This window comes from Desulforhopalus vacuolatus, assembly GCF_016918505.1.
GTDB lineage: Bacteria > Desulfobacterota > Desulfobulbia > Desulfobulbales > Desulfocapsaceae > Desulforhopalus > Desulforhopalus vacuolatus.
Window position 1 is genome coordinate 1 of sequence record NZ_JAFFPZ010000001.1, and the last position, 23833, is coordinate 23833.

Annotated in this window: 25 protein-coding genes and 1 tRNA gene; 4 read left to right on the plus strand and 22 right to left on the minus strand. The window is 48.0% G+C overall.

The genetic code is table 11. The features are described 5' to 3' along the window. Window positions 1-317 precede the first annotated feature (317 nt). Window positions 318-409, plus strand: a tRNA-Ser gene (locus tag JWG39_RS00005). A gap of 137 nt (window positions 410-546) precedes the next feature. Here JWG39_RS00005 and nifB read toward each other — a convergent pair. The 20 genes from nifB to nifH form a co-directional block, all read right to left on the minus strand. After that, complete coding sequence (gene nifB / locus JWG39_RS00010; protein WP_205217296.1) at window positions 547-1833, minus strand: nitrogenase cofactor biosynthesis protein NifB; 1287 nt, start codon at window positions 1831-1833, stop codon at window positions 547-549. 152 nt (window positions 1834-1985) lie between these two features. After that, window positions 1986-3350 (minus strand): nitrogenase component 1, encoded by a 1365-nt coding sequence (locus JWG39_RS00015; protein ID WP_205217297.1) that lies wholly within the window; start codon window positions 3348-3350, stop codon window positions 1986-1988. A gap of 8 nt (window positions 3351-3358) precedes the next feature. Beyond that, complete coding sequence (nifE, locus tag JWG39_RS00020) at window positions 3359-4741, minus strand: nitrogenase iron-molybdenum cofactor biosynthesis protein NifE (RefSeq protein WP_205217298.1); 1383 nt, start codon at window positions 4739-4741, stop codon at window positions 3359-3361. A 546-nt stretch (window positions 4742-5287) separates the two neighbouring features. Then, the gene (locus tag JWG39_RS00025; RefSeq protein WP_205217299.1) at window positions 5288-6307 is read right to left on the minus strand and encodes a proline racemase family protein; all 1020 of its coding nucleotides are present in this window, start codon (window positions 6305-6307) and stop codon (window positions 5288-5290) included. A gap of 161 nt (window positions 6308-6468) precedes the next feature. Next, complete coding sequence (locus JWG39_RS00030) at window positions 6469-7752, minus strand: TRAP transporter large permease (protein ID WP_205217300.1); 1284 nt, start codon at window positions 7750-7752, stop codon at window positions 6469-6471. Between the two features lies 1 nt (window position 7753). After that, window positions 7754-8278 (minus strand): TRAP transporter small permease, encoded by a 525-nt coding sequence (locus tag JWG39_RS00035; protein WP_205217301.1) that lies wholly within the window; start codon window positions 8276-8278, stop codon window positions 7754-7756. A gap of 355 nt (window positions 8279-8633) precedes the next feature. After that, on the minus strand, window positions 8634-9632 hold the full coding sequence (locus JWG39_RS00040) for a TRAP transporter substrate-binding protein (RefSeq protein ID WP_205217302.1): 999 nt from the start codon (window positions 9630-9632) through the stop codon (window positions 8634-8636). Window positions 9633-9747: 115 nt separating this feature from the next. Further along, window positions 9748-10209 carry a phosphohistidine phosphatase SixA gene (gene sixA / locus JWG39_RS00045; protein WP_205217303.1) on the minus strand — a complete coding sequence of 154 codons (462 nt, stop codon included), beginning with the start codon at window positions 10207-10209 and terminating at the stop codon, window positions 9748-9750. A 302-nt stretch (window positions 10210-10511) separates the two neighbouring features. After that, window positions 10512-10733 (minus strand): Nif11-like leader peptide family natural product precursor, encoded by a 222-nt coding sequence (locus tag JWG39_RS00050; RefSeq protein ID WP_205217304.1) that lies wholly within the window; start codon window positions 10731-10733, stop codon window positions 10512-10514. A 10-nt stretch (window positions 10734-10743) separates the two neighbouring features. Further along, window positions 10744-11061: a hypothetical protein gene (locus tag JWG39_RS00055; RefSeq protein ID WP_205217305.1), complete on the minus strand. Its 318-nt coding sequence runs from the start codon at window positions 11059-11061 to the stop codon at window positions 10744-10746. Next, complete coding sequence (locus tag JWG39_RS00060) at window positions 11058-11525, minus strand: hypothetical protein (RefSeq protein ID WP_205217306.1); 468 nt, start codon at window positions 11523-11525, stop codon at window positions 11058-11060. The genes JWG39_RS00055 and JWG39_RS00060 overlap by 4 nt, the downstream gene beginning before the upstream one ends. A 31-nt stretch (window positions 11526-11556) precedes the next feature. Next, the gene (locus JWG39_RS00065; RefSeq protein WP_205217307.1) at window positions 11557-12009 is read right to left on the minus strand and encodes a GNAT family N-acetyltransferase; all 453 of its coding nucleotides are present in this window, start codon (window positions 12007-12009) and stop codon (window positions 11557-11559) included. Window position 12010: 1 nt separating this feature from the next. Then, window positions 12011-12256, minus strand: a complete 246-nt coding sequence (locus JWG39_RS00070) for a hypothetical protein (protein ID WP_240191898.1) — start codon at window positions 12254-12256, stop codon at window positions 12011-12013. Window positions 12257-12359: 103 nt separating this feature from the next. Continuing rightward, window positions 12360-12662, minus strand: coding sequence for a (2Fe-2S) ferredoxin domain-containing protein (locus JWG39_RS00075; RefSeq protein ID WP_205217308.1), 303 nt, complete (start codon window positions 12660-12662; stop codon window positions 12360-12362). A gap of 62 nt (window positions 12663-12724) precedes the next feature. Then, the gene (locus tag JWG39_RS00080) at window positions 12725-13804 is read right to left on the minus strand and encodes a NifB/NifX family molybdenum-iron cluster-binding protein (protein ID WP_205217309.1); all 1080 of its coding nucleotides are present in this window, start codon (window positions 13802-13804) and stop codon (window positions 12725-12727) included. Between the two features lie 23 nt (window positions 13805-13827). After that, window positions 13828-15201 carry a nitrogenase molybdenum-iron protein subunit beta gene (gene nifK / locus JWG39_RS00085; RefSeq protein WP_205217310.1) on the minus strand — a complete coding sequence of 458 codons (1374 nt, stop codon included), beginning with the start codon at window positions 15199-15201 and terminating at the stop codon, window positions 13828-13830. A 99-nt stretch (window positions 15202-15300) separates the two neighbouring features. Further along, on the minus strand, window positions 15301-16941 hold the full coding sequence (gene nifD, locus JWG39_RS00090; RefSeq protein ID WP_205217311.1) for a nitrogenase molybdenum-iron protein alpha chain: 1641 nt from the start codon (window positions 16939-16941) through the stop codon (window positions 15301-15303). 61 nt (window positions 16942-17002) lie between these two features. Beyond that, a complete protein-coding gene (locus tag JWG39_RS00095; protein WP_205217312.1) occupies window positions 17003-17377 on the minus strand; it encodes a P-II family nitrogen regulator in 375 nt (124 codons plus the stop codon). Next, window positions 17374-17745 carry a P-II family nitrogen regulator gene (locus tag JWG39_RS00100; protein ID WP_152943676.1) on the minus strand — a complete coding sequence of 124 codons (372 nt, stop codon included), beginning with the start codon at window positions 17743-17745 and terminating at the stop codon, window positions 17374-17376. The genes JWG39_RS00095 and JWG39_RS00100 overlap by 4 nt, the downstream gene beginning before the upstream one ends. Before the next feature lie 81 nt (window positions 17746-17826). Continuing rightward, window positions 17827-18657 carry a nitrogenase iron protein gene (gene nifH / locus JWG39_RS00105; protein ID WP_205217590.1) on the minus strand — a complete coding sequence of 277 codons (831 nt, stop codon included), beginning with the start codon at window positions 18655-18657 and terminating at the stop codon, window positions 17827-17829. A 233-nt stretch (window positions 18658-18890) separates the two neighbouring features. On the opposite strand from nifH, the gene JWG39_RS00110 reads away from it, so the two are divergent. The 3 genes from JWG39_RS00110 to nifA all read left to right on the plus strand — a co-directional run bounded on the left by JWG39_RS00110 (window position 18891) and on the right by nifA (window position 21819). After that, window positions 18891-19070 carry a hypothetical protein gene (locus JWG39_RS00110; RefSeq protein ID WP_205217313.1) on the plus strand — a complete coding sequence of 60 codons (180 nt, stop codon included), beginning with the start codon at window positions 18891-18893 and terminating at the stop codon, window positions 19068-19070. A gap of 91 nt (window positions 19071-19161) precedes the next feature. Continuing rightward, a complete protein-coding gene (gene nifM, locus JWG39_RS00115) occupies window positions 19162-19983 on the plus strand; it encodes a nitrogen fixation protein NifM (protein WP_205217314.1) in 822 nt (273 codons plus the stop codon). 204 nt (window positions 19984-20187) lie between these two features. After that, the gene (gene nifA, locus JWG39_RS00120) at window positions 20188-21819 is read left to right on the plus strand and encodes a nif-specific transcriptional activator NifA (protein ID WP_240191899.1); all 1632 of its coding nucleotides are present in this window, start codon (window positions 20188-20190) and stop codon (window positions 21817-21819) included. A 111-nt stretch (window positions 21820-21930) separates the two neighbouring features. Here the strand turns inward: nifA and JWG39_RS00125 are convergent, their stop codons facing one another. Both JWG39_RS00125 and JWG39_RS00130 read right to left on the minus strand, forming a co-directional pair. Beyond that, the gene (locus JWG39_RS00125; RefSeq protein WP_205217316.1) at window positions 21931-23061 is read right to left on the minus strand and encodes a LeuA family protein; all 1131 of its coding nucleotides are present in this window, start codon (window positions 23059-23061) and stop codon (window positions 21931-21933) included. Continuing rightward, the gene (locus tag JWG39_RS00130; RefSeq protein WP_205217317.1) at window positions 23058-23771 is read right to left on the minus strand and encodes a type 1 glutamine amidotransferase; all 714 of its coding nucleotides are present in this window, start codon (window positions 23769-23771) and stop codon (window positions 23058-23060) included. Before JWG39_RS00130 ends, JWG39_RS00125 begins: the two co-directional genes overlap by 4 nt. Window positions 23772-23833: the final 62 nt, after the last annotated feature.

Below are 23833 nucleotides of genomic sequence, written 5' to 3' on the forward strand. Positions count from 1 at the left end.
CGTAATGAAGCAAGACAGCAGGCAGCAGAACAGGCAGCAGCTATGCAAATACACAAACGAAAATGCAGTCCACGACCACGAAAACGGTTAAAAAAGAAACATGCAATTTTCTAACCGGACACCACTGCAAAGAACCAGTCTTTCGTCCATCTTCAAAGACATTCAGGCGGAATATAGCCATGAAGGCAGTGAACGTCACACAGAAAAAATTCTAATTTCCACCTCAACACGAGGAACAGGAAGACTTGCAATATTCGTCGATTTCTGGCATGTTGTTTGGCCTGAATATTCCCGTTTGTGGCATATATTTTTCATGCGGAGGGGTGGCCGAGCGGCTGAAGGCGGTGCTCTCGAAAAGCATTGTGCGGGTCAGACCGCACCGCGGGTTCGAATCCCGCCTCCTCCGCCAATGTGAAATTCACAAAAGCCCAATAAAAAACCCCGAAAGCCAGGACGGCTTTCGGGGTTTTTCTTTACCAGCACAGAGCCCAATGAAATCTCCTGGCATCTGGTGGTATGTGGCAAAACATTCAGACGGTTTGCTCCTCAACCACAGCCGGTGCCGGTCCCCAGGCACTCACCGCCATCGCAACTCTTTTTGGTTCTTCTCTTCAAGGCCGACAGTCCTTTGCCCGTGTAGACTGCCTCCAGTCCCGCTTCGATAAAACCAGACATGGTAATCGGGGTGATTCCTGCCCGGGTGAACACCTCTTTAGGGGAAACTCCCATGTCGCTTACCATTACCGCCCGACAGTCATAGAGCAGCCGTGTCAAGGCTTCCCAGCGTCCCAGACCACCTCCAGGAACGGGTGCCCGACGCTCCTCAATGAGGCTATAGCCATTTTCATCCTTACCATAGATGAGGAATTTCGTTGTTTCTCCCAGGTGCTGATTGACAAGCATTCCTTCCAGGCTGGCCACGGCTACATAGGGCCTCTCCTGGGGAGGAGTCGCAGGCATGCTGGCACACGTCTTGAGGCATCCGGCCATTTCACCTGATTTATCTTTCCCCAGCAGTCCAACAGCATCTGCGCGACATCGTCTGCAATGACGCATCTGCGGCAGATGTTTTTCACAGCTGTTTCTCAGTGTATCCATCATCGCCTTATCCGGCTCCACCAGATCAGCAAAAGGGGTATCTGCACTGGGCAGCAAGGCCATACAATTAAAGAGATCCACTCCCATCGAGGCCATAACCCGAGCCGTCTCCTCAGCATGATGGTCATTGACTCCGGGAACAGTGATAAAATTTATTTTGACGGTCACGCCCTTTGATTTCAATTTCTCAACAGCCGCAAACTGGCGGGCCATGAGAAGTTCAGCTGCCTGCCGATGGCGATAGAGGATTTTACCATCCCTCACATAACTATAGATGTTTTTGGTGATTTCGGGATCAACGCCATTCATTGTTACCGTAACGTGGGAGACACCGATATCGGCGACCTCGTCCACATAAGGCGCCAGAGCCAGGCCATTCGTGGAAAGACAGAGAATGAGATCTGGATAATTCTGGCGAAGGAGCTGCATGGTTCCCAGGGTCTCACTGGCATTGGCAAATGGATCCCCGGGGCCGGCAATACCCGCCACAGAAATACGGGGTTCGGCAGTCAGCACTTTGTCCATATAGACCAGAGCCTGTTCCGGCGTTAAAACAGTAGAGGTAACTCCAGGTCGTGATTCGTTGACACAGTCATATTTTCGGTTGCAATAATTACATTTGATATTGCATTTCGGAGCTACCGGCAAATGAACCCGGCCAAATTTACCTTGAACCCCGGCATTGAAACAAGGGTGGCGGGAAAGGTCCGGGGATGCTGTTAACAAAGTTTTCATAATCTGCTCCATTATAATTTTTGACGTTTACTTTCTTGAGTAATAAAAATCAGATGCAGGGATATCTGAGGGGAAATTTCTCAGCAAACCCGTGCATATATGAAGGGCTGCGGCAGCTGAAAGTTCACAACTGCAAAACAGGGACAGGCCTCTCACATATACGAATAACCGACCGGTGAATCGCTCTGCTTTTTGGCAATACAGGCATTCACCACCACATCGAAAAGTTGCTGAGCCCCCCGGTAACCAATGTGGAGAATACGTTGTCCTCCCATACGGTCATGGATAGGAAAACCCACCCGGATAATCGGGATAGACAGTTTTTGAGCCAGAGGATATCCCTTGGAATGCCCCACAAGAAGATCAGGGGCAAGCTCTTCCGCCATCTCACTGATCTCATAGAAATCCATTCCTTCATGCACCTGGGGCTGCTCAGGCAATACATCAGCGGTTACCTGCTGAATCATCTCGGCCAGCTTGCCGCTCTTCCCACCCGAGGCGCAGAGTACAGGCATGACACCAATCTCAGCCAGGAAGGCAGTCAGACCAACCACGAGGTCTTCCTCGCCATAGACAATAGCTTTTTTCCCGTAGATATATTTGTGGCTGTCCACATACGCATCCACCAGACGGCCCCGCTCTGCCTGGTGCTTTTCAGGGATGGGCAAACCACTCAACCGACTCAGGCAGTCAAAAAAAGTATCGGTTGCACTGATCCCCATGGGTATTGGCATTCTGGTATTTTCCACACCAAATTTTTCAGCCAGCAGGACACCGCTGCTGTCCTTACCCATGGTGTGACCAAACTCAATACTTCCTACACTGCTGTTCATGGCAGCAATGGCTGAAATTGGTGTGCCGCCAGGCTGTATCTTCTCATAAAACTCGGCAGCTGCGCCGTCCATGGTATCTGAGATATCAGGCAGGATCGTGGCTTTCAGAGGAAAATCAGCTGCAATTTCCTTGAGATAACGAATATCTGCCGGAGAAACAAAACCTGGCAGGATGTTTATTACCCCACTGCCCATATCCTGCTCTCCATCTCTTCCGGCCAGGGCCTTAACAACAGAAGTGACGGCATTATGAAAGCCTTCCATGTGGGTACCGCTGTAGCTTGGTGTACTCACATGAATCATGATCGGTTTTTCCCCTTCCACCTCTTTGTCGTATTCACAAAGCAGTGACTTCACGTCATCCCCGATGGTCTCGGTAAGACAGGTGGTGGCAATGCCGATAAGCTGCGGCCGATATTTCTGGGTCACATTCATCAGACCCAGCTTGAGATTCGCACCACCACCGTAGATTGCATGTTTTTCAGACAGTGATGAAGAGGCGATGTCGATGGGCTCATTATAATGACTGATGATATAGCGCCGCATATATGTGGCACAGCCCTGAGATCCATGCAGATAGGGAACCGCACCTTCAATTCCCTTGAATGCGAGAGACGCGCCCAATGGGGTACAAAGCTTACAGGCATTCGTGGTAGAGATGTAATTGGGAGGATTTTTTGACATGATTTCTCTCACTCGTTGGGGTTGGCAATCGTAATGTCGGACTTTTTCCCTCGACTGGCACCATTTTGATACGTGAATCGCCACACCGGACTCATCACTGAGGCATAGACTTCTTGAGCAAAATTGAGCATGCCCGAGAATCCCGCCAGGATCTCCTTGCGTTCGTGGTTATGATCGCAAAACCCAACCCCCAGTTTAAAGGCAATGGGCCGTTCCTTGACACCGCCAACAAAGAGGTCAACCTTTTGTTCTTCAAGGAAACTGGTAAGTTCCAGAGCATTGGCATCATCGACGATAACAGTGCCGGGATCGGTGATCTCAGCAAGCTCCCGATACTCCTGTTCCGTACCGGTCTGGCTGCCAACCATCACCACGTTCATACCAATCAGCCGCAAAGTCTTGACCAGAGAGAACGCCTTAAAGGAACCTCCCACATAGATAGCTGCTTTCTTCCCCTGCAATGCCTTTTTATAAAAAGCCAGTTTGGGGAGCAGGCTTTCCAGCTCTTCTTTAACCAGCTGCCGGGTCTTTTCCATGATCTCCGGATTTTTGAAATGTTCGGCCACGTCATAAAGAGCCTGTGCCATATCTTCAATTCCGAAATAGGAGACATGAAAGAAAGGAACTCCATATTTATCTTCCATGATCTGCGCCAATTCCATAGTCGCCCCGGAGCACTGCACGACGTTCAGGGCTGCACCGTGGGCCCGCTGGAGATCAGCCACTCGACCATCTCCAGTAATATTGGCCACAACCTCCACTCCCATGCGCTCAAAGTATTCACGGATTAACCAGATCTCTCCAGCCAGGTTGAAATCCCCCAGGATGTTAATGGAATAAGGGGAAATACCAGTCGTATCTCCGGTACCAATAAGCTGGTCCATGGCATTGCAGGCAGCAGTGTATCCAGCCCGCTTATTGCCCATAAAGCCCTCAGACTTGACGGGGATCACCGGAATATTTGTTTTACCTGCAACCTCTCTGCACACCGCATCCACATCATCGCCAATAATACCTACGATGCAGGTAGAGTAGACAAAAGCGGCCTTGGGGCTATGGCGTTCGATGAGTTCAAACAGGGCCCGTTTCAATTTCTTTTCACCGCCGAAAATAACATCCAGCTCCTGCAGATCCGTTGAAAAAGAGAGCCGATGCAGCTCCGGCCCTGAAGAAAGCGCCCCACGAATGTCCCAGGTATATACTGCACAGCCGATAGGCCCATGGACAAGGTGTATGGCATCGGCAATGGGATAGAGGACAACCCGTGAACCACAAAACACACAGGCGCGCTGGCTTACCGCCCCGGCCAGAGAATCTTTGTCACAGGACAAAGCAAAAGGCTCTTTTCCAGTGCGATAAATTTGTTTTTCCCGGTCTTTCAATAATTCCATGCTCACTCCTCCTGATTGATTTAACAAAGGCTTTTGCAACGATCGTGCCCAAAAGAATATATCTTTTTTTTATATGTGTTTTCAGAGAGATAACGATACAAGCGGAATTATAAATGACAAAAATGAATAGAAATATGGACAACAGGAATTGTCGAGAAGTTTACATAATTGAAGAAATCTCTCTCTTTTGTCATAAGGGAACCCATAAAAAGAGAAGGAATCGGCAGACTGTTTTTCTCTACGCGGAGAGGGGTTATACCATTTACATTTTGTATTGGCGGATTCAAAAGCAGGGGTGGAAAAAGGGAGAAAGGAGACATTCGTGATTCCTTTTGCAGTTTGTAACCACGAATGGACACGAATTTTCACGAACAGGGATAACGCATTAAACGAAAACGCGAGTAGAGAAAAGTTACGGATATTTAGACAAACAAAGGGGGGTATGGCAAAAAACGCCAGGAGCCTGCCGGAGAAAGAACAATCCTTCCCCAACAAACCCCTGGCAGAACCTTTGTTTATGGACACAGATGTCCGGGCATACCACCCTTACTCGTCAGGGTGTTGTGCCGAGAAACTAAATCCATGCCCCAGCGGATCTTCTCTGTCAATGACGAATTGGTGGATTCCGGTTATAAATGCTCTGCCTTCAATTTCAGGAATAACTGCCCGCAGTTCTCCTGCAGTTGATTCTTCAATCAGCCTTCCTGTAAAAGTCGTGTTGAAGAGACTGCTATAGACATAAGGTTGATTCAATTTCAAATGCCCCTTCTCATGGAGCAGTGCCATTTTGGCACAGGTTCCTGTACCACAAGGTGATCTGTCGACCTGTCCGGCCCCAAAAATAACCACATTTTTAGGCTGCAGCCCTTCCTCATAAATTTCGACCAAATCTACCTCTGCTTTTTCTCCTGTCGCAGGATGGAGAATGACATGTTCCCTGTTGATCTTCTCTCGAATCTCCATGCCCCGGGATTGCAGATGTTTAATGTTTTCGACCTGAAGGGCGATTTGGAGATCGCTTGCTTTGACCAGGGCAAAAAAGTTTCCACCATAGGAAATATGAACAGTGATTTCTCCGATGTCGGAGAGTTTGAGCTGGATTGTTTTATAGAGAAAAGCAGGAACATTGCGAATAGTGACAGCCTTAACTTTTGAATTTTCAGTCTGTACTTTTGCTTTGACCTTTCCTGCGGGTGTATCAAGTACCAGAGAGATAACATTATTTTCTGGTGATGGAATTTCGACCATACCCGTTTCTACAAGGGCGGTGACGGCCCCAATTGAACCATGTCCGCACATATCCAGGTAGCCGCCACCATCCATGAAAATTACCCCGATATCAGCATCTGCTGAGGTTGGAGAGGTGAGAACGGCCCCAAACATGTCTTGATGTCCACGTGGTTCCCACATAAGTGTTTTTCTTAAGTGATCCAGATTTTCCTGCAGCCATTTTTTTTTGGCTGCCATTGTCTCACCCGGGATATGCGGTATCCCGCCAGTAACTACCCGTGTCGGTTCGCCAGCGGTATGGGAATCGACGGTAGTTATCATGCGTGAAAATTCCATTTTCTACCTGTCCTTGTAGTGCCTTAAACCAGAAAGCATGTCATGAAAAACAAGAAATCTGGAAGGTGGATTGAATGTAAAACGTCTAAGGTACCAATACCCTTTTGAAGGGAGTTAATTATATTCGATGTTCATTGAAGTTGCCGGGAAACAGCAACACCTCATTCATGCAAACCAAACATTCGTGGAATCCAAAGGATGGCAGCTTCCCAGTAGGTTACAATCAAAAGTACGGAGAAGGCAGCGACAAGGAAGGGTAGCAGCGACTTTGATATTTTCTCGATAGAGAGTTTCGCAATATTGGCCCCAACAAACAGACACATTCCGACAGGAGGAGTTGCCAGACCAATGACCAGATTTAATACACAAAAAACCCCATAATGCAAAGGGTCAACGCCTACCATTTTAACAAGAGGTAAAAAGACCGGCGTCATGATGAGAAGAGCAGGAACGACATCCAGAAACATACCAAAGACCAGCAAGACAATATTGATCAATAAAAGAATAATTATCTTATTGTCGGTGAGGGATAACACCGCTTCGGCAACTTGTTGCGGAAAAAACTCTGTTGTAAGGATAAAGGAGAATATTGCCGCCGTACCCATGAGTATCATTACGGCACCAGTGGTTATTGCCGTTTGAACCAGTTCGTCGACAAATCTTTTGAATGTGATTTTTTTACGTATAAATACACCGACAACAAATGCATAAAAAGCTGCAATTCCGGCAGATTCTGTTGGTGTAGCAATCCCTCCGACAATTCCGCCAAGAATTATGACAGGCATCATCAGAGCGAGTAAGGCATCCTTGGAAATAAGTACCTTTTCGGAAAGAGTAAATACCTTTTCAATACGGGGGAGTTCTTCCTGTGTGGATCTATAAAAAATCACTCCCATCATTGACAGGGCAAGGAGAATGCCCGGAATGATACCCGCCAGGAACAGTGATCCAATGGAAATACCGGTTATGGAACCGTAGACGATAAACGGAATACTTGGAGGGATTATTGGCCCTATTGTTGATGAAATGACAGTTACAGCCGTTGAAAAATCTTTTTTATATCCATCTTTTGTCATACCAGGAATCATGATGGTCCCGACTGCGGCTGTATCGGAGACTCCCGCACCGGTCATACCAGCAAAAATCATTGAAATGATAACATTTACATAGGCAAGGCCCCCTCGTATACGGCCGACAAAAATTTTACTGAAATCGATTAACTCAGAAGTCAATCCAGATGCGTTCATCAGATTGCCTGCCAGGATAAATAAGGGGATTGCAGTAAGCAGAAAGGCATCCATACCGGTAAACATCTTTTGTGCAATTAAGACAAGTGTCACATCATTGATGACCATGTATACAAGGGACGCGACTCCAAGGGAGAATGCGATTGGGACCCCGCAGATTGCAAAGAAAAGAAAGAGCAAAAACATAATATAGACCATCTTACGTCTCCATTGTTGTAAGTCCTAATATATTCTCCACAACGTTGAGCAGGACATAGAGAATCATGAAGCCTCCACCGACAGGGATTGCCAGGTAGGGATACCCCATTGGAATTTGCAAACCAAGTGAGATCTGATTCATATTCCTCATGCTGATTTCTACTCCGCCAACAACCATTGCAAGCAGAAAGACAAACAGAAACGTATCAGCAACAATACTGAGTCGCAGCAGGTTACGAGGAGACATCCGGCCTTCAAAAATGTTCACTATCACATGTTCTTTCGCACGGAATGCGAGAACCGCACCCAGCAAAGAGACCCATATCATTGTATACCGGAGTAATTCCATGGTACCCATATAGGTTATTCCCCAAAAATATCGACCGCAAATGTGGAATATGATCGCAAACATAATGGTCGCAACACCGATAGCCACGACATAGCGCAATATCTGGTCAACAACGTTAACAGTGCCTCCCAAACCTTTGGCCACCAGCCTCAAAAGCTTTTTGTATAAGTGGTACATAAACCCTTCTCCCTGATCTGACATGCCCAACATGGGAGCTGGTTAAGCTGAAGATGGCTCGGCATCTCCACGCTCTGCATGATAAGTAGTTGTTTACGGACTCAGCAAAATTCCAAGAACGCGTAAGATGAGGTAAACAGCCGAGCAAACGGTTGTACAATCTCAGTCCTTTTCTGTGGTTCTTTGCAAAACCGGCAATTCTGTTTGGAAAAAATGATAGAATTACCGGTTTGGTTGCCGTTTTTTCACTGATTAAGATGCCGCGCTGACGAGAAGCGAACGCCTCTCAATTGACTATGTCCATTGGTTCAGCACCGTTACATCCATGGTGGAATCAGCTGGCCCTGGACGGGAGTTACATTTCACGGATGGTCTTGATGGTTTCCGTCCAATCAGGATGCTCTTTATAGATATCTTCATAAACAACATTTGTAGCTTGTTGCATTGAGGTAATATCAGGGGTTCTATCTACAGTCATTCCTTTCTCAATAGCCTTCTCCAGATGTTTTTCTTCTGAGGCCCGGCCAAGGTCCCGACCGAATTTACATGCTGCGAGTCCTGCTTCCATTACAGTCTTCTGGTCGGCTTCTGAAAGCTTTGCAAACTTCTTGTTACTGACAAGGAGAATAGCTCCGCCCCAGATATGCTGGGTAATAGATACATATTTCTGAACTTCCCACAGACTTCGGGCACTAATAACCCAGTTTGGATTGGATTGTCCGTCAACAACACCGGTCTGAAGGGCTGTATAGAGCTCGCTATAGGGAACGGGAATTGGATTGGCTCCCAGTGCCCTGGCTGTAGAAATTCTCACCGGAGATTCAATGGTACGCATTTGTAACCCTTTGAAATCGGCGGCGCTGTGAATTGGTCTCCTGGAGTTGGTAATGTTATTTATTCCATCATCAAAAAAGCCCAGCCCTTTGAAACCGGCATTCTCCAGCTTATCGAGAATCTTTCTGCCAACAGGTCCATCAAGAATGGTATCCAGATGTTTCGGGTTTTTATAAAGAAATGGCAGTTCCATCATGGCAACAGAGGGCTCAAATGCCGCAACGGGTCCCAGTGTTGCTGCAGAAACGTCGATCAATCCGGCCTGTACTCCTTCCAGAATCTCACGGTCATTGCCCAATTGACGTTGGGGGAAAATCTTGATTTGTACCCGACCATCAGTTCCTTTTTCTACCAACTCCTTAAATTTCAAGGAAGTGGCGTGGTAGGGGTTATCCGCTTCTGCAACAGCAACATGAGCAAGTCTCCAAACAGTTTGACCTGCCAGACTTGTGCATGCAAAGCCTGCGACAAACCCCATGGCTAAAATTGCTGTAACAGTAGCCTTGAATTTCTGTATCATCTCTTTACGTCCTCCAGTATGGGTGATGGTTCTAAACTGGTAACAGTTCCTTTAAAAGAAAAAGGCTGTTCCCGCTATTTATGAGATAAAGGGGATCCCCTGGTCAAGACAAAAGTCAACTGATATGAGGCATCAAGCTCCACTTGATAAACCATGTGCTGCCGTCACTCCCCTGATCCAGGCAGACGATACCGCCGTTCTGAAATTTAAAAACAGTAAGATCGGTTGAACCTGCCACCAGATAAGAGGTTAATTTTTCCATGAAAGGCAGATGCCCCACGTACATGCTGTTGCCCGCACAGGTCAACGTTGCCGCAAATGCTTTCACATCATCCAGGGGTTTAATCCCTGTTATTTGCTGGATATCTTTGTCAGACTGCAATGCGGCTGACAAAAGCTCAGCAGTTTGGGCTGCCCTTTTTTTCTGGCTGTGAAAAATAGTCCCCACCGGCACCTGATACCCTTTTGCTGCCTGAGCAATGAATTTCACTTCATCCATGCCGATTTCCGTCAGGCCCTGTTCCGGATCCTGATCTTTGCTGGCAGACAGACCATGTTGAACGAAGTAAAGCGCCATGATTCCTCCTGAAAAAAAATGAGTTTTCCACCCCGTTCTCAGTCCGTCTGAACAGATTTTCAGCAACGAGAGAAGGGGAACAGTTGATCCCGCATCAAAATAATACGCGAAAGTAACAAAAATGAAAAGTACAGGGGAATTTTTGTTTCTTTCACTCTTCTTTTTTACGGTATGCGTGTACGGAATAATTCAGGGCTGTCATGGCGCACCCGGTTCCAGGAGATGTACCGGTTCTCAACAACAAAGGTGATTGAGTGTGATTGCGCTCTCACACTCAATCACCTTTGTTCATGACCCGGAACTTATGCCCACCAGATTGATCGTTTGGCCGGATTCCCGTTTTTTTCAAAGACATCGCCGGACGCCTTCAAAACGGCATCAAGCTCTTCTATGGTAAAGTCATAGCCGTCAGCTGCGGCAAGGACGACAAATTCCTCTCTGGTGCCCGGGACATCATATTTGGCGCGTAAATGTTTGTCCTCGCCACCTGCAATCAACAGTGCTTCAACATTTTTTTTAGACATTCATATCTCCTTAGGTTGCGAAATCTTTTTTTGATAGAAATTCAATACGGATATTTTTTTCGTCTGCCTGACTTAATTTATAATATTTGCCTCTATTGAAGACCATGCCGTGTTCCTGTCCCTGCTGCTGCAGCAGAGACAGAGCAACCTCCAGTTCATCCTCCACAGCCTCTTCATTGACATGGATCAAGATCTCCTGCGGTGTATCAACAAACTGGAGCAGGAAACCGTTATGTTCCAGAAAAACCAGATCGTCATAGGCATAAGAGATTCCCATTCCCGCAGATTCAACAATCTCCTTTACAATACCCAATGGTCTGAGTGTCATTTCATTTCCCCTCCTGTTGTTTTGTACACCAGTTTTTGCATTCTCACTGCCAGATGAAGCATACTTGGAATTTGTTCCCTGGAAGGAGGGACGATATTATAGGTATCCACGTCACATATTTCCTGGTAACGATCAAGATCAAGGAGAGCGTCCTTCAAATCCCCCATGGCACCAGGAAAAGCCTCTTCCATGGATTCCACAAGGTCTCCCATGGTATGATTATAAGGCAGGGCTCCACGCTGCATAAGAGCAGCCATTACAAATTTTTCAATGGCCATGGCAACAACATTATAAAGAATCTCCGGGGTAAAGGCCTTTTTATGCTTCGCCTCTGCACCAAGACCTGTTCGTAAATAAGCATCCCCATCGTGAAGGAACTCCTCCCACCCATCAATGGGTGGGACCTTCTTGATATCACCAAATCCTACCAGGGAAGAAACTGTGTGAATATCTGCTGGAAGCATAATCTTTACCCTCTCTTGTATTACGAATTGATCAACGTTTACACAGACAAACAAGGTTAGTATTTTTCCAGGACTGCTTATTATAAAATTCCAGGCCAGCTGCATTCGACCGGTCGGCAAGAAGCTGGAAACGCACTATCTTCATCTCTCTGGCCCATTTTTCCAAGGCCTTCAGTAGATCTGTACCGACCCCCCTGCCCCGCCACTGTTCATCGACCACCACGTCTTCAACCAGCAGTGAAAAAGCACCTTCTGCCGTAGAAACCATGGTCTGACCGGAACACATGCCGATAACCCGACTTTCGACTTCGGCAACCAGGAGAACCGCACCAGCATGGTCAAGCATCATCTCCAGGCCCCGGCGCTGGCGAACTGCATCAAAATCAAAATCCTCTTCAATCGAAAAAAGCTGTTTCAACAACCCCGTCAAAGCGTCAAGATCGCTCCCCTCAGCCTGCCGAAGATGAAGACCTCCAGGAGACACATTATTCCTTGACGCTTAAGGTTCGAATGGAACTTATTTTAGTCCAGTCATAATAGCTGTTAATGGTCGGCTGTTTGTTCCCATCCTCGGTAATACGGACAAAGCCTTCATCGAGAAAAAGGACACCAGTTTCAAAGACCTTTCCCTCATTAATCTGCAATGAAACACCTTTGCGCAATCTGCGCGACATAGTGCCCTGCACCGGCATAGAGGCATATTCGAATATTTTTTCCCACGTCTTCTTCATAATCGTGCTCCTCGTAACAGTATTAAATCATTTGATTTTTCACAAAAGAACGTTCACTTCCAGATATGACATAAAGACCATTTCACTCCCCTCTCTCAGTCGCTCAGGAAAGAAGGTACTCAGCCGCAGGTTCGCCCTCTTCCAGACCATCAAGAATGGCATCAATGGCCTCCTCACTGTCAACCCCCTTAAACCACCAGTTTTCCGGCTGAATGACCATTATGGGACCTCTGTCGCACTGTTTCAGGCAGGTTGTGGCGGTCACGATACAGTCCATACCTCGATCCAGCGCCTCCTCTTCGATATATTGCAGAAAACCCTCGGTAGCTTTATGACAAATGCCCTTCTTATCTCCAGCCACGCGAAACGATTGACAGACAAGAATCATTCTCTCTGGTATAGCCATTGTTCTTCTCCTCTCATATTGTGACAGCTCACCTGGGATATGATCCCCGAGAAACCGTTCGTCTATATTTTACATTTCTTTTTCTTACCGCCACCGTAGAGCACATCAACCAGCCCCTCTATATTCTCCTCGGTGAGGATAACTTGAATCCCAAGCTCAGCAAATTCCTTACGGGGAGCATCTCCGGCATGGGTTGCCAGCAGAGCAAAACAGTCATGGAGACAATCCTCGGCCAGAGACTGCCAGCGCTCAGAACCGCCACCGCCCCCTGGAGTCTGGCGAGCTTTTAAAAGGCAAACCAGCCCGTCAACCCTGGGTCCATAAATCAAGACCTGCGTCGCCTGTCCAAGATGCATATCAACATCCATACCATTGGTACTGACCACCGCCAGGTTGGGACGCTCCGGGCTCGGTTCAGGCATGATCATCTCCGCACAGGAACCGGGAGTTCCCGGAGGCAGAATTTCAGAGACGGGAACGTACACCGTTGCGGGCAGATATTTCGAAGCCTCAACAGATATTTTTTGCAGATCAAGAGTGTCGTCCTCTCCACTGATCTCCATGGCTGCAGCTCCAAGGCCAGCCATTTTCTCGGCAATGACGAGAACCTCAGCATCGTTTACATCCGGAACCAGCTGTGTACGAATCACGACTCTGATACCTGCGGCCTGAAGGGCCTGGACAACCTCGGCCTGCTCACGGATGAGCACTTCTGCAACCTTGCTCAGGGGAATCGTTTTTTTCCCCGGTCGAACCCAGGAATACAGCTTCTTTACAGTCTCAGCCGTTACCGTATCTACCAGCAAACGCACTGTTTTCACTCCAAGGCGGGCCAGGTCGGGAGCAACCTCAACACCCCCCAGACCGAGAGATGTGAGGCTGAGTTCTGCTTTTTGAATTTCCGGCTGGAGAAGCGCCAGACAGTCAAGAGTTGTTGGAATTGAAGCAAGGACATCCCCAGGACCGCAAAGTTCAATGCTTCGAACCGTTTTTCCACCTTTGCGCAAGGCCTGCACCCAGGCCACGGCTTCGGCCGGGATCAGGGCTGTCGCTGCTTTTTCATCCCCACCTCTGACCAATCGATGATTGGCCAGAGGTGCAATGGGAAGTTTGACATCCAGTATCATTAAATGGTTAAGCATTCCATCCCCCATGGCAGTCATTCTTACAGAACCAGTTCAAACTTCTCTTCAGAAGAATCACGATCTTGACGATCCAGGAGAACACCAAGAATCCTCTCCAGCATGCGCAGTCCACCTTTATAGCCTACGGTGGGAAAATATTGATGCCCCTGACGATCAAGAATCGGAAAGCCCCAGCGTACAAAAGGAATATCTTCATCTCGGGCAATATACTTGCCATAAGAGTTACACAGGAGCAGATCTACCGGCTCATTCTTGATCCATTGATGGAGGAGGAAAAGGTCTCCTTTGGCCTTGACATTAACCTCACAGCCCATGCCACTGGTGATCTCCCTGATCCGTTTTTCAAACTTTTTGCCAGGTGTACCGGTAACGATATGAACCGGGCACATATCAATGGAAACCAAAAACTCGGTCATGGCGATGAGTTGATCCGGATCTCCGGCCAGGGCCACTTTCTTTTTATAAAAATACTGATGCATATCAGAAATCAAATCCACCAGCTGCCCGCGCTCCACGGAAACTTCATCCGGGACATTGACCCCTGCAACGGTACGCATAGCATCAATAAAACGGTCTGTGGCTTTGAGCCCGAAAGGCATGTCCAGAACACTGCAGGGTACTTTGTGTTTCTTATCCAGGAGACGGGCCGCATCGGCAGAGCACCACTCCCCCAGAGCCAGGGTTCCAATAGAATCGCCAGTAGACAGGAGCTCCTCTATTGTGGTTCCCCCGTCCGGGAACATCTTATATTCGCCCGAGAGCGGACCATTGAGCACACCTGAGGTATCCGGGAACATGATGATCTTCACCCCAACCATCTTCGCCAGGCGTTTAATCTCTTCCATATCCGACGGTTCAACCCAGCCGGGGATAATGTTGATCTTGCCGTTTTTCTTACCAGCAGGCTCCGCCATATCGGCCATAGCCTTAACCATGTTGGAAAAACCGGTGACGTGAGAACCCGCGTAGCTTGGGGTCGAGGCACTTATCAAATACTTGCCTTCAGGAATCAGACCATCTCTTTCCGCCTTTTTCTTAATCTGCGGTAAATCGTCACCAATGGTCTCCGACAGGCAGGTGGTGTGAATAGCGATCACATCCGGGTTATAGACCGAAAATATATTGTTGATAGCCTGAAGCATATTGGACTGACCACCAAACACCGAGGCTCCTTCGGTAAACGAACTGGTGGATGCAGAAACAGGCTCCTTATAATGCCGGGTCAGGGCACTGCGATGATAGGCACAACAACCTTGCGATCCATGACTGTGAGGAAGGCATCCGTGGATCCCCAGGGACGCATACATGGCGCCTATAGGCTGACAGGTCTTGGCCGGATTAATGGTCAGAGCCTTGCGCTCCATTACTTCTTTGGGTGTATGTCTTAATAGCATTTTGATGAACCTCACGTGTAGAGAGAGTGAGACTGAAGGCCGAAGACGAAAAGGATGATTTTTCCTTCAATCTCAACATCTTCTGCCTTCAATCTTATTTTATTCCCAGCCATAGGTGGCGGACAACTGCGGATTTTTCTGCCAGGGCGCCTGCATGTAACTCCAGACCCTTGAACCAACGAGGCGGTCAATCTCATTGTAAAAATTAACGGCACCCTTGAATCCGGCGTAAGGCCCGCCTGAATCGTAGCTGTGCAGCTGTTTCATTGGCACTCCAAGCTTCTGGATAGAGAACTTCTCCTTAATACCGGCACAAAAAATATCCGGCTTCATGATTTCCACAAGTTTCTCGGCCTCATACTGATTGAGATCATCAATAATAAGAGTGCCTTTATCCATGTCATGAGCGAGGCCATCATAGTGCTTGAATTTGTAACCGGCCTCTTCCAGTGCTTCCAGCTCTGCGGAGCTTTTCCGCGGGTTGTAACGGGTCTCGTCCTTCTCTATATCAAGCTGTTCGATATTTCGGCTGTCGGCATCCAGCTTGAGATTGGGGATAACCTGACGTCCCTCATAATCATCACGATGGGCAAACTCGTAGCCGGCCGAGATGGTTTTCATGCCCATCTCACCAAAGAGTTCCTGATAATGGTGTGCCCGGGAACCACCAACAAACATCATGGCAGTCTTCCCTTCGGTTCTGGAGCGAACATCTGCCTGAACCACGTCAACTGCCGGCATCTCTTCGGCAATGACTGCTTCCACCTTGTCAATGAGCTCCTGGTCACCAAAATATTTGGAGATCTTACGCAAAGACTTTGCAGTGGCCTTTGCACCGATAAAATTAATCTTGATCCACGGAATCCCGAATTTGGTCTCCAGCATATCCGCTACATAGTTGATAGAACGATGGCACATGACGAGATTTAAGTCAGCAGTATGGGCTGAAGCAAACTGGTCATAGGTCGAGTTACCGGAAAAAGTAGCAATACAGTTGATGCCGCATTTTTTAAAAATCCGATCAATCTCAAAACCGTCACCGCCGATATTGTATTCGCCCAGCAGGTTGATTTTATACTTGCCCGGTTTTTCCTCATCATTTTGCCCCATCACATGTTTAAAGATCTGGTTGTTGGCAATATGATGCCCGGCAGACTGGCTCACCCCCTTATAACCCTCACAGGAAAAGGCGAAGACATTACAATCCCCAAACTTTTTCTTCATGTTGGCTGTCACAGTGTGGATATCATCACCAATCAGCCCCACAGGGCAGGTGGCAAAGACCCCGATTGACTTGGGATGCAAAAGGTCATACGCCTCCTGGATAGCTGCCTCCAACTTCTTTTCACCACCAAAGATGATGTCCTGCTCCTGCATGTCAGTGGTAAAGCAGTAGTTCATATAGTTGGCACCATCTGGACCGGCAGAAGTCTGGTTCCGCCGAGTCAGCCAGGCGTAAAAGCTGCAGCCGACCGGACCATGCACCAGGTTAACGATATCCCGGGTGGGTCCCATAATAACGCCTTTGCAACCGGCATAGGTACAGCCGCGCATAGTGATGATACCAGGGGTGGTACGAACATTGGCCGTAATCTCAGGCGTCTCATTCTCCAACGCCTCGTTAATCATTATTTGTTTGGCACGCTTACGGGCTACCTTGGGCGGATATTTCTTCAACAACTCCGCTTTTATATCGGCCGGTTCCCACTGAACCGTTTTGTTCTTACTTTTTGTTACCATTCTCGTACTCCTTATAAATATGATTTTTCAGACATTTTTGTAATAATTAAAGCCTGAAAAATCAGATGATGGCCTGTTTCCCAGCCTCACCAGTCCTTACCCGTACTGCATCTGCCAGTGGCATAACAAAAATTTTACCGTCTCCTGGCAGGCCAGTCTGATTTGTATCGATAATCGTTTCCACCACATCGCCCACCATACTGTCTTCCACTACGACAGTGAGTAAACGTTTAGGGTAAAGCTTCCCTTTTTCTCCCAGCAGGGAAGCTGCTTCCTCGTGGCCCTGCTGCACTCCTTCCAGAATCTCGGGATTCACAAACCCCTTGCCCCTCCCATGGGCCTCATGGACAAAGAAAGCATCTATTCCACAATCGGTGAGAGCCTGCTTGGTCTGGTTCATCATATTTATACGCACAACAGCGATAACCTCTTTCATGCAGGCACCTCCTCGGAGGCTTCTAAGATCTCCTCTGCCGCGCTATCCTTGATCCCGGAACTGATAGTGTAGGATTCATCCACCTCGGTGATAAAAATTTTACCATCGCCAAAGGCTCCCTTACCTGTACTGCGGGCGGTATTCATGATGGTATCGATAACAAACTGCTTGTCATGCTCCTGCACAACACTCATCAACATGACCTTGGGAAGCTCATCATAGGTGATATCGCCTATCTTGATGCCACGCTGTTTCCCGCGACCGGCAACTGCATATTTAGTAACAGAAGGAAAACCTGCATCCATGAGAGCCGCCAGAACAGCATCTGCTTTTTCGGGTCGAATAATTGAGCGAATCATTATCATCATAGTTATATCTCCAGTTTGACAGGCATGGCAGTCTTACCTGAACAGTATATTTTTTTAGTATTATAAGGAATCTTATATTGCTTATGCTGCCTGCATCAAACCGTATTCCATCAGCAGCTCTTCCAACACCTCAATCTCCATCGGAGTTGGGATAACAAAATCCGTATTTGAATCAATTGCTTTGGCCAGCTCTCGATAGACATCAGCCTGCGGAAGCTCAGGATTCCATTCGATAACGGTCTTACGATTAATCTCTGCCCGCTGCACATCGTTGTGACGAGGGACAAAGTGAATCATTTTGGTTCCAAGTTTGGCGGCAAACTTCTCAATCATTTCTGCTTCATTATCGACGGCTCGAGAGTTACAGATCAGACCGCCAAGTCGAACAGTTCCCGACTGAGCAAACTTCACGATACCCTTGCTGATATTATTGGCTGCATACATGGCCATCATCTCACCGGAAACAACGATGTAAATTTCCTCGGCTTTACCATCACGGATCGGCATGGCAAATCCACCGCAGACAACGTCACCAAGAACATCATAAAAGGCATAATCAAGGGCTTCACTTTCTTCATACGCACCAAGAGACTCCAGCATATTAATAGAAGTAATAATCCCGCGTCCCGCACAACCAACTCCTGGCTCAGGTCCACCAGACTCAACACACCAGGTTCCGCCGTAACCCAATTTACGGATATCCTCGAGTTCAACATCCTCCCCTTCTTCACGCAGGGTATCAAGAACCGACTTCTGAGCAAGACCGCCCAAAAGTAAACGGGTGGAGTCTGCCTTGGGGTCACAGCCGACCACCATAATTTTGCGGCCCAATTCAACCAGCCCTGCCACTGTATTCTGAGTAGTCGTGGACTTACCGATACCGCCTTTTCCGTAGATAGCTACTTTTCTCATTTTTTTCATGGCTCAAGCTCCTCTGTAAATTTACCGGCTGTTCTCTTATCCCGACTCAGCCTTTTTCTTTGCTTCAGGATAACCCTCTCAGGCACTCCTTAGCGTCCTTGTGACAGGGAAAGCTATTACAAAGGGCATGCCAAAAAGTAATTTTTTTTTTATTCCCTTAAATAACAAGAAGTTAGGTGGCAACAAGCACGATATCAGGCCCCCGACAAGACTGCAGGAGCCTTGTGCAATTATTTACATTTTGGAAGATATTCGGCAAAAAGGTAGACTTTGTCTCGAATCAGACAAACAAAAGAAAGGACAAAAAAGAAAGAAAACAGAGGGAGAATGGAAAAAAAGAAGCGACTGGCCATATTCTTGCTTTCTATTGGCAGTGGCAGCAAAAAGGAGTGTTCACTCTCTAAGAGAAAGAAACCATCGTTACATCTGAGAGGAACCCGCAAAAGAGCCTGCTGAAAGAGAACCTGTCCCATAATTTTTGAGAGGTAATTCACCATGCTTCAACCATCCCTTCCGTATAATCAGCTCAAATTTTCTCTGCAGATGTTTCACCGCCCGCTCAATGAACTTGAGAAGAGTGAATATGAGGCGGTTAAAACCCGGGCTGAGGCCGAATGCACCCTGGAACGTAAAATCCTGACCAGCAAAGAAGGTATGAAGATAAAAGTAGCGCAAGAATCAACTGAAGAGGCCATTGCGGCCATTGCAAACCGCTATGAATCGCCGGAAGCCTTTCAAAGCGACCTGCGTGCAAATAACATGGACCTGGCAGCCATGGCCAGCGGCCTTGAGGTAGAGTTAATGGTCAAAGCTGCTCTCAAAGAGGTGGCCGCCCGGACAGAGCCTCCCGATGAGGCGGAGGTTACAGAGATCTTTGAGGCCGGAGATCAGAAAAAACGAGAGCAACGCCAGCTGTGCCACATTCTTATTACAATCAATGACCAGTTTCCGGAGAATCGTCGCGAGGCCGCCCTGGCTCGAATTACCAGGGTGCACGAAAAAGTTCTGGCCTCGGGGGGGAATTTCAGTGAATTGGCACAGCGTTACTCCGAATGTCCATCCGCCGTACGGGGAGGTAACATTGGTCCTGTGGCTCGTGGGACTCTTCATCCCAGCCTTGAAGAGACCCTCTTTGCCATGGAAAGGGGAGAAATCAGTAAAATAGTGGAATCAACCATGGGATTTCATATCCTTCTCTGTGAAGAAGTACTCAAGGGTGACACATTGCCACCTGAGGAGACAAAAGCCAAAATCAGAAAAGTCCTCCATGCCCGGAACAAGAAAAAGACGGTACAGACCTGGCTCGCGGCACTTTAAAAAAGACAAAAGCGTAGCTAAAAAAACATAATTACTAACATAAATGTAATTTCAGTCGAAAGGAAATGCCATTCCATGGGGGTCCTGGCATGGTCTCATTCTTGCATATTCTCTTTAGGAATCCTTTATTGGAAAAACCAATATCAGGAGAAAGACCGCAGAATTTTCTGCACGGTCACCATACAAGAGGAATATATGGAGAATATGGATAATGGACCCCTGACACGTCAGAAATCATCAACAGGACACCATCTGGAGACCCTGAAGATTGACGCCCTGTCGGAAATCTGTAAACTTATCGGCCGGGCTGTGCATCTTGATACAACTCTGAGCAGAGTTCTCAAAGTACTGCACGACATCCTTCATATGGAGCGGGCAACCCTTGTCCTTCTTGCTCAAGACAAAAAACGATTAGTGATCAAGGCCTCCTACGGGCTCAGTGTCACAGAAGAACAACGTGGGATATATGGACTCTCCGAAGGAATCTGCGGCCAGATTTTTCAATCCGGCTCTCCCTGTGTGGTGCCTGATGTTCACAGTGAGCCTCTGTTTCTGAACCGCACAGGGGCGAGAACACAGGTTAAAAAAGGAGACCTCTCTTTTCTCGGAGTACCGGTGAAAGTTGAAGGATCCCCTGTAGGAGTCCTTACCGTTGATCATCTTTTCGGACCCGAGGTTTCTCTTGAAGAAGACCTGAATTTTCTTGAAATTGTGGCCACTCTTATCAGCCAGTTTCTGATACTCCACCATGCTATTTCCAAAAAAGAAGAGAAGCTGGTTGAAGAGAACAAATCTCTGAAGGCAGAAATGCACAGTCGTTTCAATCGCCATTACATCATTGGCAATTCAGCTGTCATGCAGGAGGTCTACTCGACCATCGAAAAAGTTGCTCCCAGCCGGGCCACTGTTCTCCTCCTCGGCGAATCCGGTACCGGAAAAGAACTTGTCGCCCGCGCCATCCATGAAGCCAGCAGAAGAAAGAATAAGCCTTTTATCAAGGTTAATTGTGCAGCACTCCCGGAAAACCTGCTGGAAAGTGAACTTCTGGGACATGAAAAAGGGGCTTTCACCGGTGCGAATGCAGCAAAACCAGGTCGATTTGAGATGGCAGACGGAGGCACTATCTTTCTCGATGAAATCGGGGAGCTGCCTCTGCTCCTCCAGTCAAAGCTGCTTCGGGTACTTCAGGAACAGCAGTTTGAACGAATTGGCGGCACCCGCACCCTTACCGTGGACGTCCGGGTTATTGCCGCAACAAATGTCAATTTGCAGGCCAACGTCGATAAGGGGCTTTTTCGCAGTGACCTCTATTATCGACTGAATGTCGTGCCCCTGGAACTTCCTGCACTCCGCGAGAAACGGGAGGACATCCCTCAGCTCATCGACCACTTTCTCCGCTCAAGTAACGAACGAAATGGTAAAGAGCTGATGCTTGCAACCACAGCGCTGGATTTTCTCACCGCATATAACTGGCCTGGCAATGTCCGCGAACTGCAAAACCTGATTGAGAGAATAGTGATCCTGGCCGACGATGACATTATTCGCATTGGAGACCTGAAAAATCATATAAATAAACTTTCAATTCATGTGAATACACTTCCTGTACCAGCCAGAGCTTCTGTGCATGAAACTGTCCCGGCACCTCCACCGCCAAAAGCCCCCACCAGTCACAGTTCCCTGCAGGATATGGAACGGCAGGAAATCGAAGCCTCGCTGCGCCGCAATGGCTGGGTACAGGCCCGGGCAGCCCGGGAACTCGGTCTTACCCAGCGCCAGATAGGATACCGGATCAAAAAACTCAAGCTCACCAAACCCCCATTTGCCCTTGACGAGTAAGGAATGCCGGAGCCAGCGCGGGATTCCTGCCATCCATTGTAGAAGAACCACCATCATGAGCTGATCATATTGATCAGCTCATGACCACTTCTGCCCTGCCATAGTGACGGATTAAGAAGAGGTCGCCAGCTCTCTGATTTCCTGATCATCAAGGGAACGCTTCTGCTCGACCGCCAGAGAACGTATCCGACGCATCAGGCGGGTAAGCCCCGACTCATCCGGCAAGGGAAGTCCAAGACGGGCAAGGGTGGCGACAATACTGCGGCGTCCAGCCTTACTGCCTGTCAACAAGTTTCTGCTGGCACCGACAAGCCCGGGATTAAAAGGTTCATAGGTGGCAGGGTCCGCCAGAAGTCCCTGAAGGTGAATGCCGGTATCACAGGAAAAAATATTTTCACCAATAATGGGACAGGATGGCGAAATTTCATGACCGCTCTCTTCCGCCACCATTCTGCTCAGTTCAGGCAGGCCTTTCAGATTATATGATCCTCTGTTCTTCTGCAAAACAAGCAAGGCAAGAACTTCCTCCAGACGGCTGTTTCCAGCCCGTTCTCCAAGACCGAGAAGAGTTGCATCTCCCCACACAGCACCATGCTCCAGCCCGGTAATGGTATTGGCGGTGGCCATGCCGAAATCGTTATGGCAATGTATGCCCAATTCCATCTTTACTCCGTCGAATACCTCAAGTAACCGGATGACACTCCCGGGGGTACAGATACCCACGGTATCTGCCAGACGCAACCGAAAGGCTCCTGCCTCTTCTGCTGCAAGGGCCAGTTCCCGGGCATACTCTGGATCGGCCCTGCTTGCATCTTCAAGACCAACCGACACCCTGGGCACACCAGCTGCCAAAGCCTGTTGAATGGAACGTCTCAGCCTGTTCAGCGCCCACTGACGATTTTTCCCCAGTTTTTTCTCAAGGTGAAGATCTGAGGCAGGAATAGACAGAGAGAGACAGGAAGGGCGCAGGGAAGCGCCATAGAGGATATCCGCTTCCCGACAACGGCACCAGAGAGAAAAAAACTGCTGCGGATAAATCATGCGAATGTAATCTGCCAGGATGTTGAGATCACCGTTTTCCCTGCAGGCAACACCAATTTCGATCTCATCAATTCCAAGCCCTGCAAGACCGCTGATAATATTTTTTTTCACCCTGAGATCAAAGAAAACGCCAGGAGACTGTTCTCCCTCTCTGAGGGTGGTGTCAATGATTTTAATTTCTCTGGAGGCACATTTCTTCATGAGTGACAAAGCTCCACAAAATTTGTGAAAAGCAGGGAAAAATCCTGCAGGAATTTGTTGTTCACCTTTTTTATTTTTTCAATCATCTCATCCATGGGGACAGCCAAAGGGCCCATAGAATCATGCCGTGCATACCAGCGTCGAACATCATCTGGATGAGCAGTATGGTTGTCAAACTGAATGCCGATAACATAGGGTCGTGCCGCTATACTGAAGGCATCGACCTGGCACTCTTTTGACGTTGCCAGAATCTCAAAATAACTGGGAAGGGGAGAAAAAAGAGCATCTCCTGACCATTTAAAGGTTGAAAATCCACGACTAAATCCTTGAAAAACAGGATGCTTGCGACCAGCTGCAGTCAGGAGAGATTCACTGGGACCAGGAAAAGAAGAAAAACCTGGCTTCACCTGGGCCCCCAGAGCCTCGGCAAGCAGCTGCTGCCCCCGACACAGACCAAGACAGGGAGTATCTGTCTTGAGAAGACAATTCTTCAAATATTCTTTTTCCCTTTGCAAAAAAGGATAACCGCCCTCTTCAGAAACACCTGCATTACCACCCAGAAGGATAACCCCGGATACATCATGCGGGTCCGGAAATTCTCCTTTCCACGCCTTAACCAGACAAAGGGTAATCCCCTTCTCTCGTGCGACCTCTCTGAGACAGTGACCAGGCTCATCCCAGAGACTGTGTTGAATAACGGTCAGTTGCATTAAGCACACCCCTTTACGCTTCAGATTCGCTTGCAGACATCAGGCACCAAAAACCCCCTTTT

What these genes read in the sequence shown, in the direction of transcription:
- JWG39_RS00080 (WP_205217309.1), bottom strand. Translation starts at nt 13,804, where the DNA reads ATGCTTAACCATTTAATGATACTGGATGTCAAACTTCCCATTGCACCT.
- JWG39_RS00100 (WP_152943676.1), bottom strand. Translation starts at nt 17,745, where the DNA reads ATGATGATAATGATTCGCTCAATTATTCGACCCGAAAAAGCAGATGCT.
- JWG39_RS00055 (WP_205217305.1), bottom strand. Translation starts at nt 11,061, where the DNA reads ATGACACTCAGACCATTGGGTATTGTAAAGGAGATTGTTGAATCTGCG.
- JWG39_RS00095 (WP_205217312.1), bottom strand. Translation starts at nt 17,377, where the DNA reads ATGAAAGAGGTTATCGCTGTTGTGCGTATAAATATGATGAACCAGACC.
- nifH (WP_205217590.1), bottom strand. Translation starts at nt 18,657, where the DNA reads ATGAGAAAAGTAGCTATCTACGGAAAAGGCGGTATCGGTAAGTCCACG.
- JWG39_RS00015 (WP_205217297.1), bottom strand. Translation starts at nt 3,350, where the DNA reads ATGTCAAAAAATCCTCCCAATTACATCTCTACCACGAATGCCTGTAAG.
- JWG39_RS00060 (WP_205217306.1), bottom strand. Translation starts at nt 11,525, where the DNA reads ATGCTTCCAGCAGATATTCACACAGTTTCTTCCCTGGTAGGATTTGGT.
- JWG39_RS00130 (WP_205217317.1), bottom strand. Translation starts at nt 23,771, where the DNA reads ATGCAACTGACCGTTATTCAACACAGTCTCTGGGATGAGCCTGGTCAC.
- JWG39_RS00025 (WP_205217299.1), bottom strand. Translation starts at nt 6,307, where the DNA reads ATGGAATTTTCACGCATGATAACTACCGTCGATTCCCATACCGCTGGC.
- JWG39_RS00075 (WP_205217308.1), bottom strand. Translation starts at nt 12,662, where the DNA reads ATGGCTATACCAGAGAGAATGATTCTTGTCTGTCAATCGTTTCGCGTG.
- JWG39_RS00030 (WP_205217300.1), bottom strand. Translation starts at nt 7,752, where the DNA reads ATGGTCTATATTATGTTTTTGCTCTTTCTTTTCTTTGCAATCTGCGGG.
- JWG39_RS00050 (WP_205217304.1), bottom strand. Translation starts at nt 10,733, where the DNA reads ATGTCTAAAAAAAATGTTGAAGCACTGTTGATTGCAGGTGGCGAGGAC.
- JWG39_RS00035 (WP_205217301.1), bottom strand. Translation starts at nt 8,278, where the DNA reads ATGTACCACTTATACAAAAAGCTTTTGAGGCTGGTGGCCAAAGGTTTG.
- nifA (WP_240191899.1), top strand. Translation starts at nt 20,188, where the DNA reads ATGGATAATGGACCCCTGACACGTCAGAAATCATCAACAGGACACCAT.
- nifM (WP_205217314.1), top strand. Translation starts at nt 19,162, where the DNA reads ATGCTTCAACCATCCCTTCCGTATAATCAGCTCAAATTTTCTCTGCAG.
- nifD (WP_205217311.1), bottom strand. Translation starts at nt 16,941, where the DNA reads ATGGTAACAAAAAGTAAGAACAAAACGGTTCAGTGGGAACCGGCCGAT.
- nifB (WP_205217296.1), bottom strand. Translation starts at nt 1,833, where the DNA reads ATGAAAACTTTGTTAACAGCATCCCCGGACCTTTCCCGCCACCCTTGT.
- sixA (WP_205217303.1), bottom strand. Translation starts at nt 10,209, where the DNA reads ATGGCGCTTTACTTCGTTCAACATGGTCTGTCTGCCAGCAAAGATCAG.
- nifK (WP_205217310.1), bottom strand. Translation starts at nt 15,201, where the DNA reads ATGCTATTAAGACATACACCCAAAGAAGTAATGGAGCGCAAGGCTCTG.
- JWG39_RS00125 (WP_205217316.1), bottom strand. Translation starts at nt 23,061, where the DNA reads ATGAAGAAATGTGCCTCCAGAGAAATTAAAATCATTGACACCACCCTC.
- nifE (WP_205217298.1), bottom strand. Translation starts at nt 4,741, where the DNA reads ATGGAATTATTGAAAGACCGGGAAAAACAAATTTATCGCACTGGAAAA.
- JWG39_RS00070 (WP_240191898.1), bottom strand. Translation starts at nt 12,256, where the DNA reads ATGAAGAAGACGTGGGAAAAAATATTCGAATATGCCTCTATGCCGGTG.
- JWG39_RS00040 (WP_205217302.1), bottom strand. Translation starts at nt 9,632, where the DNA reads ATGATACAGAAATTCAAGGCTACTGTTACAGCAATTTTAGCCATGGGG.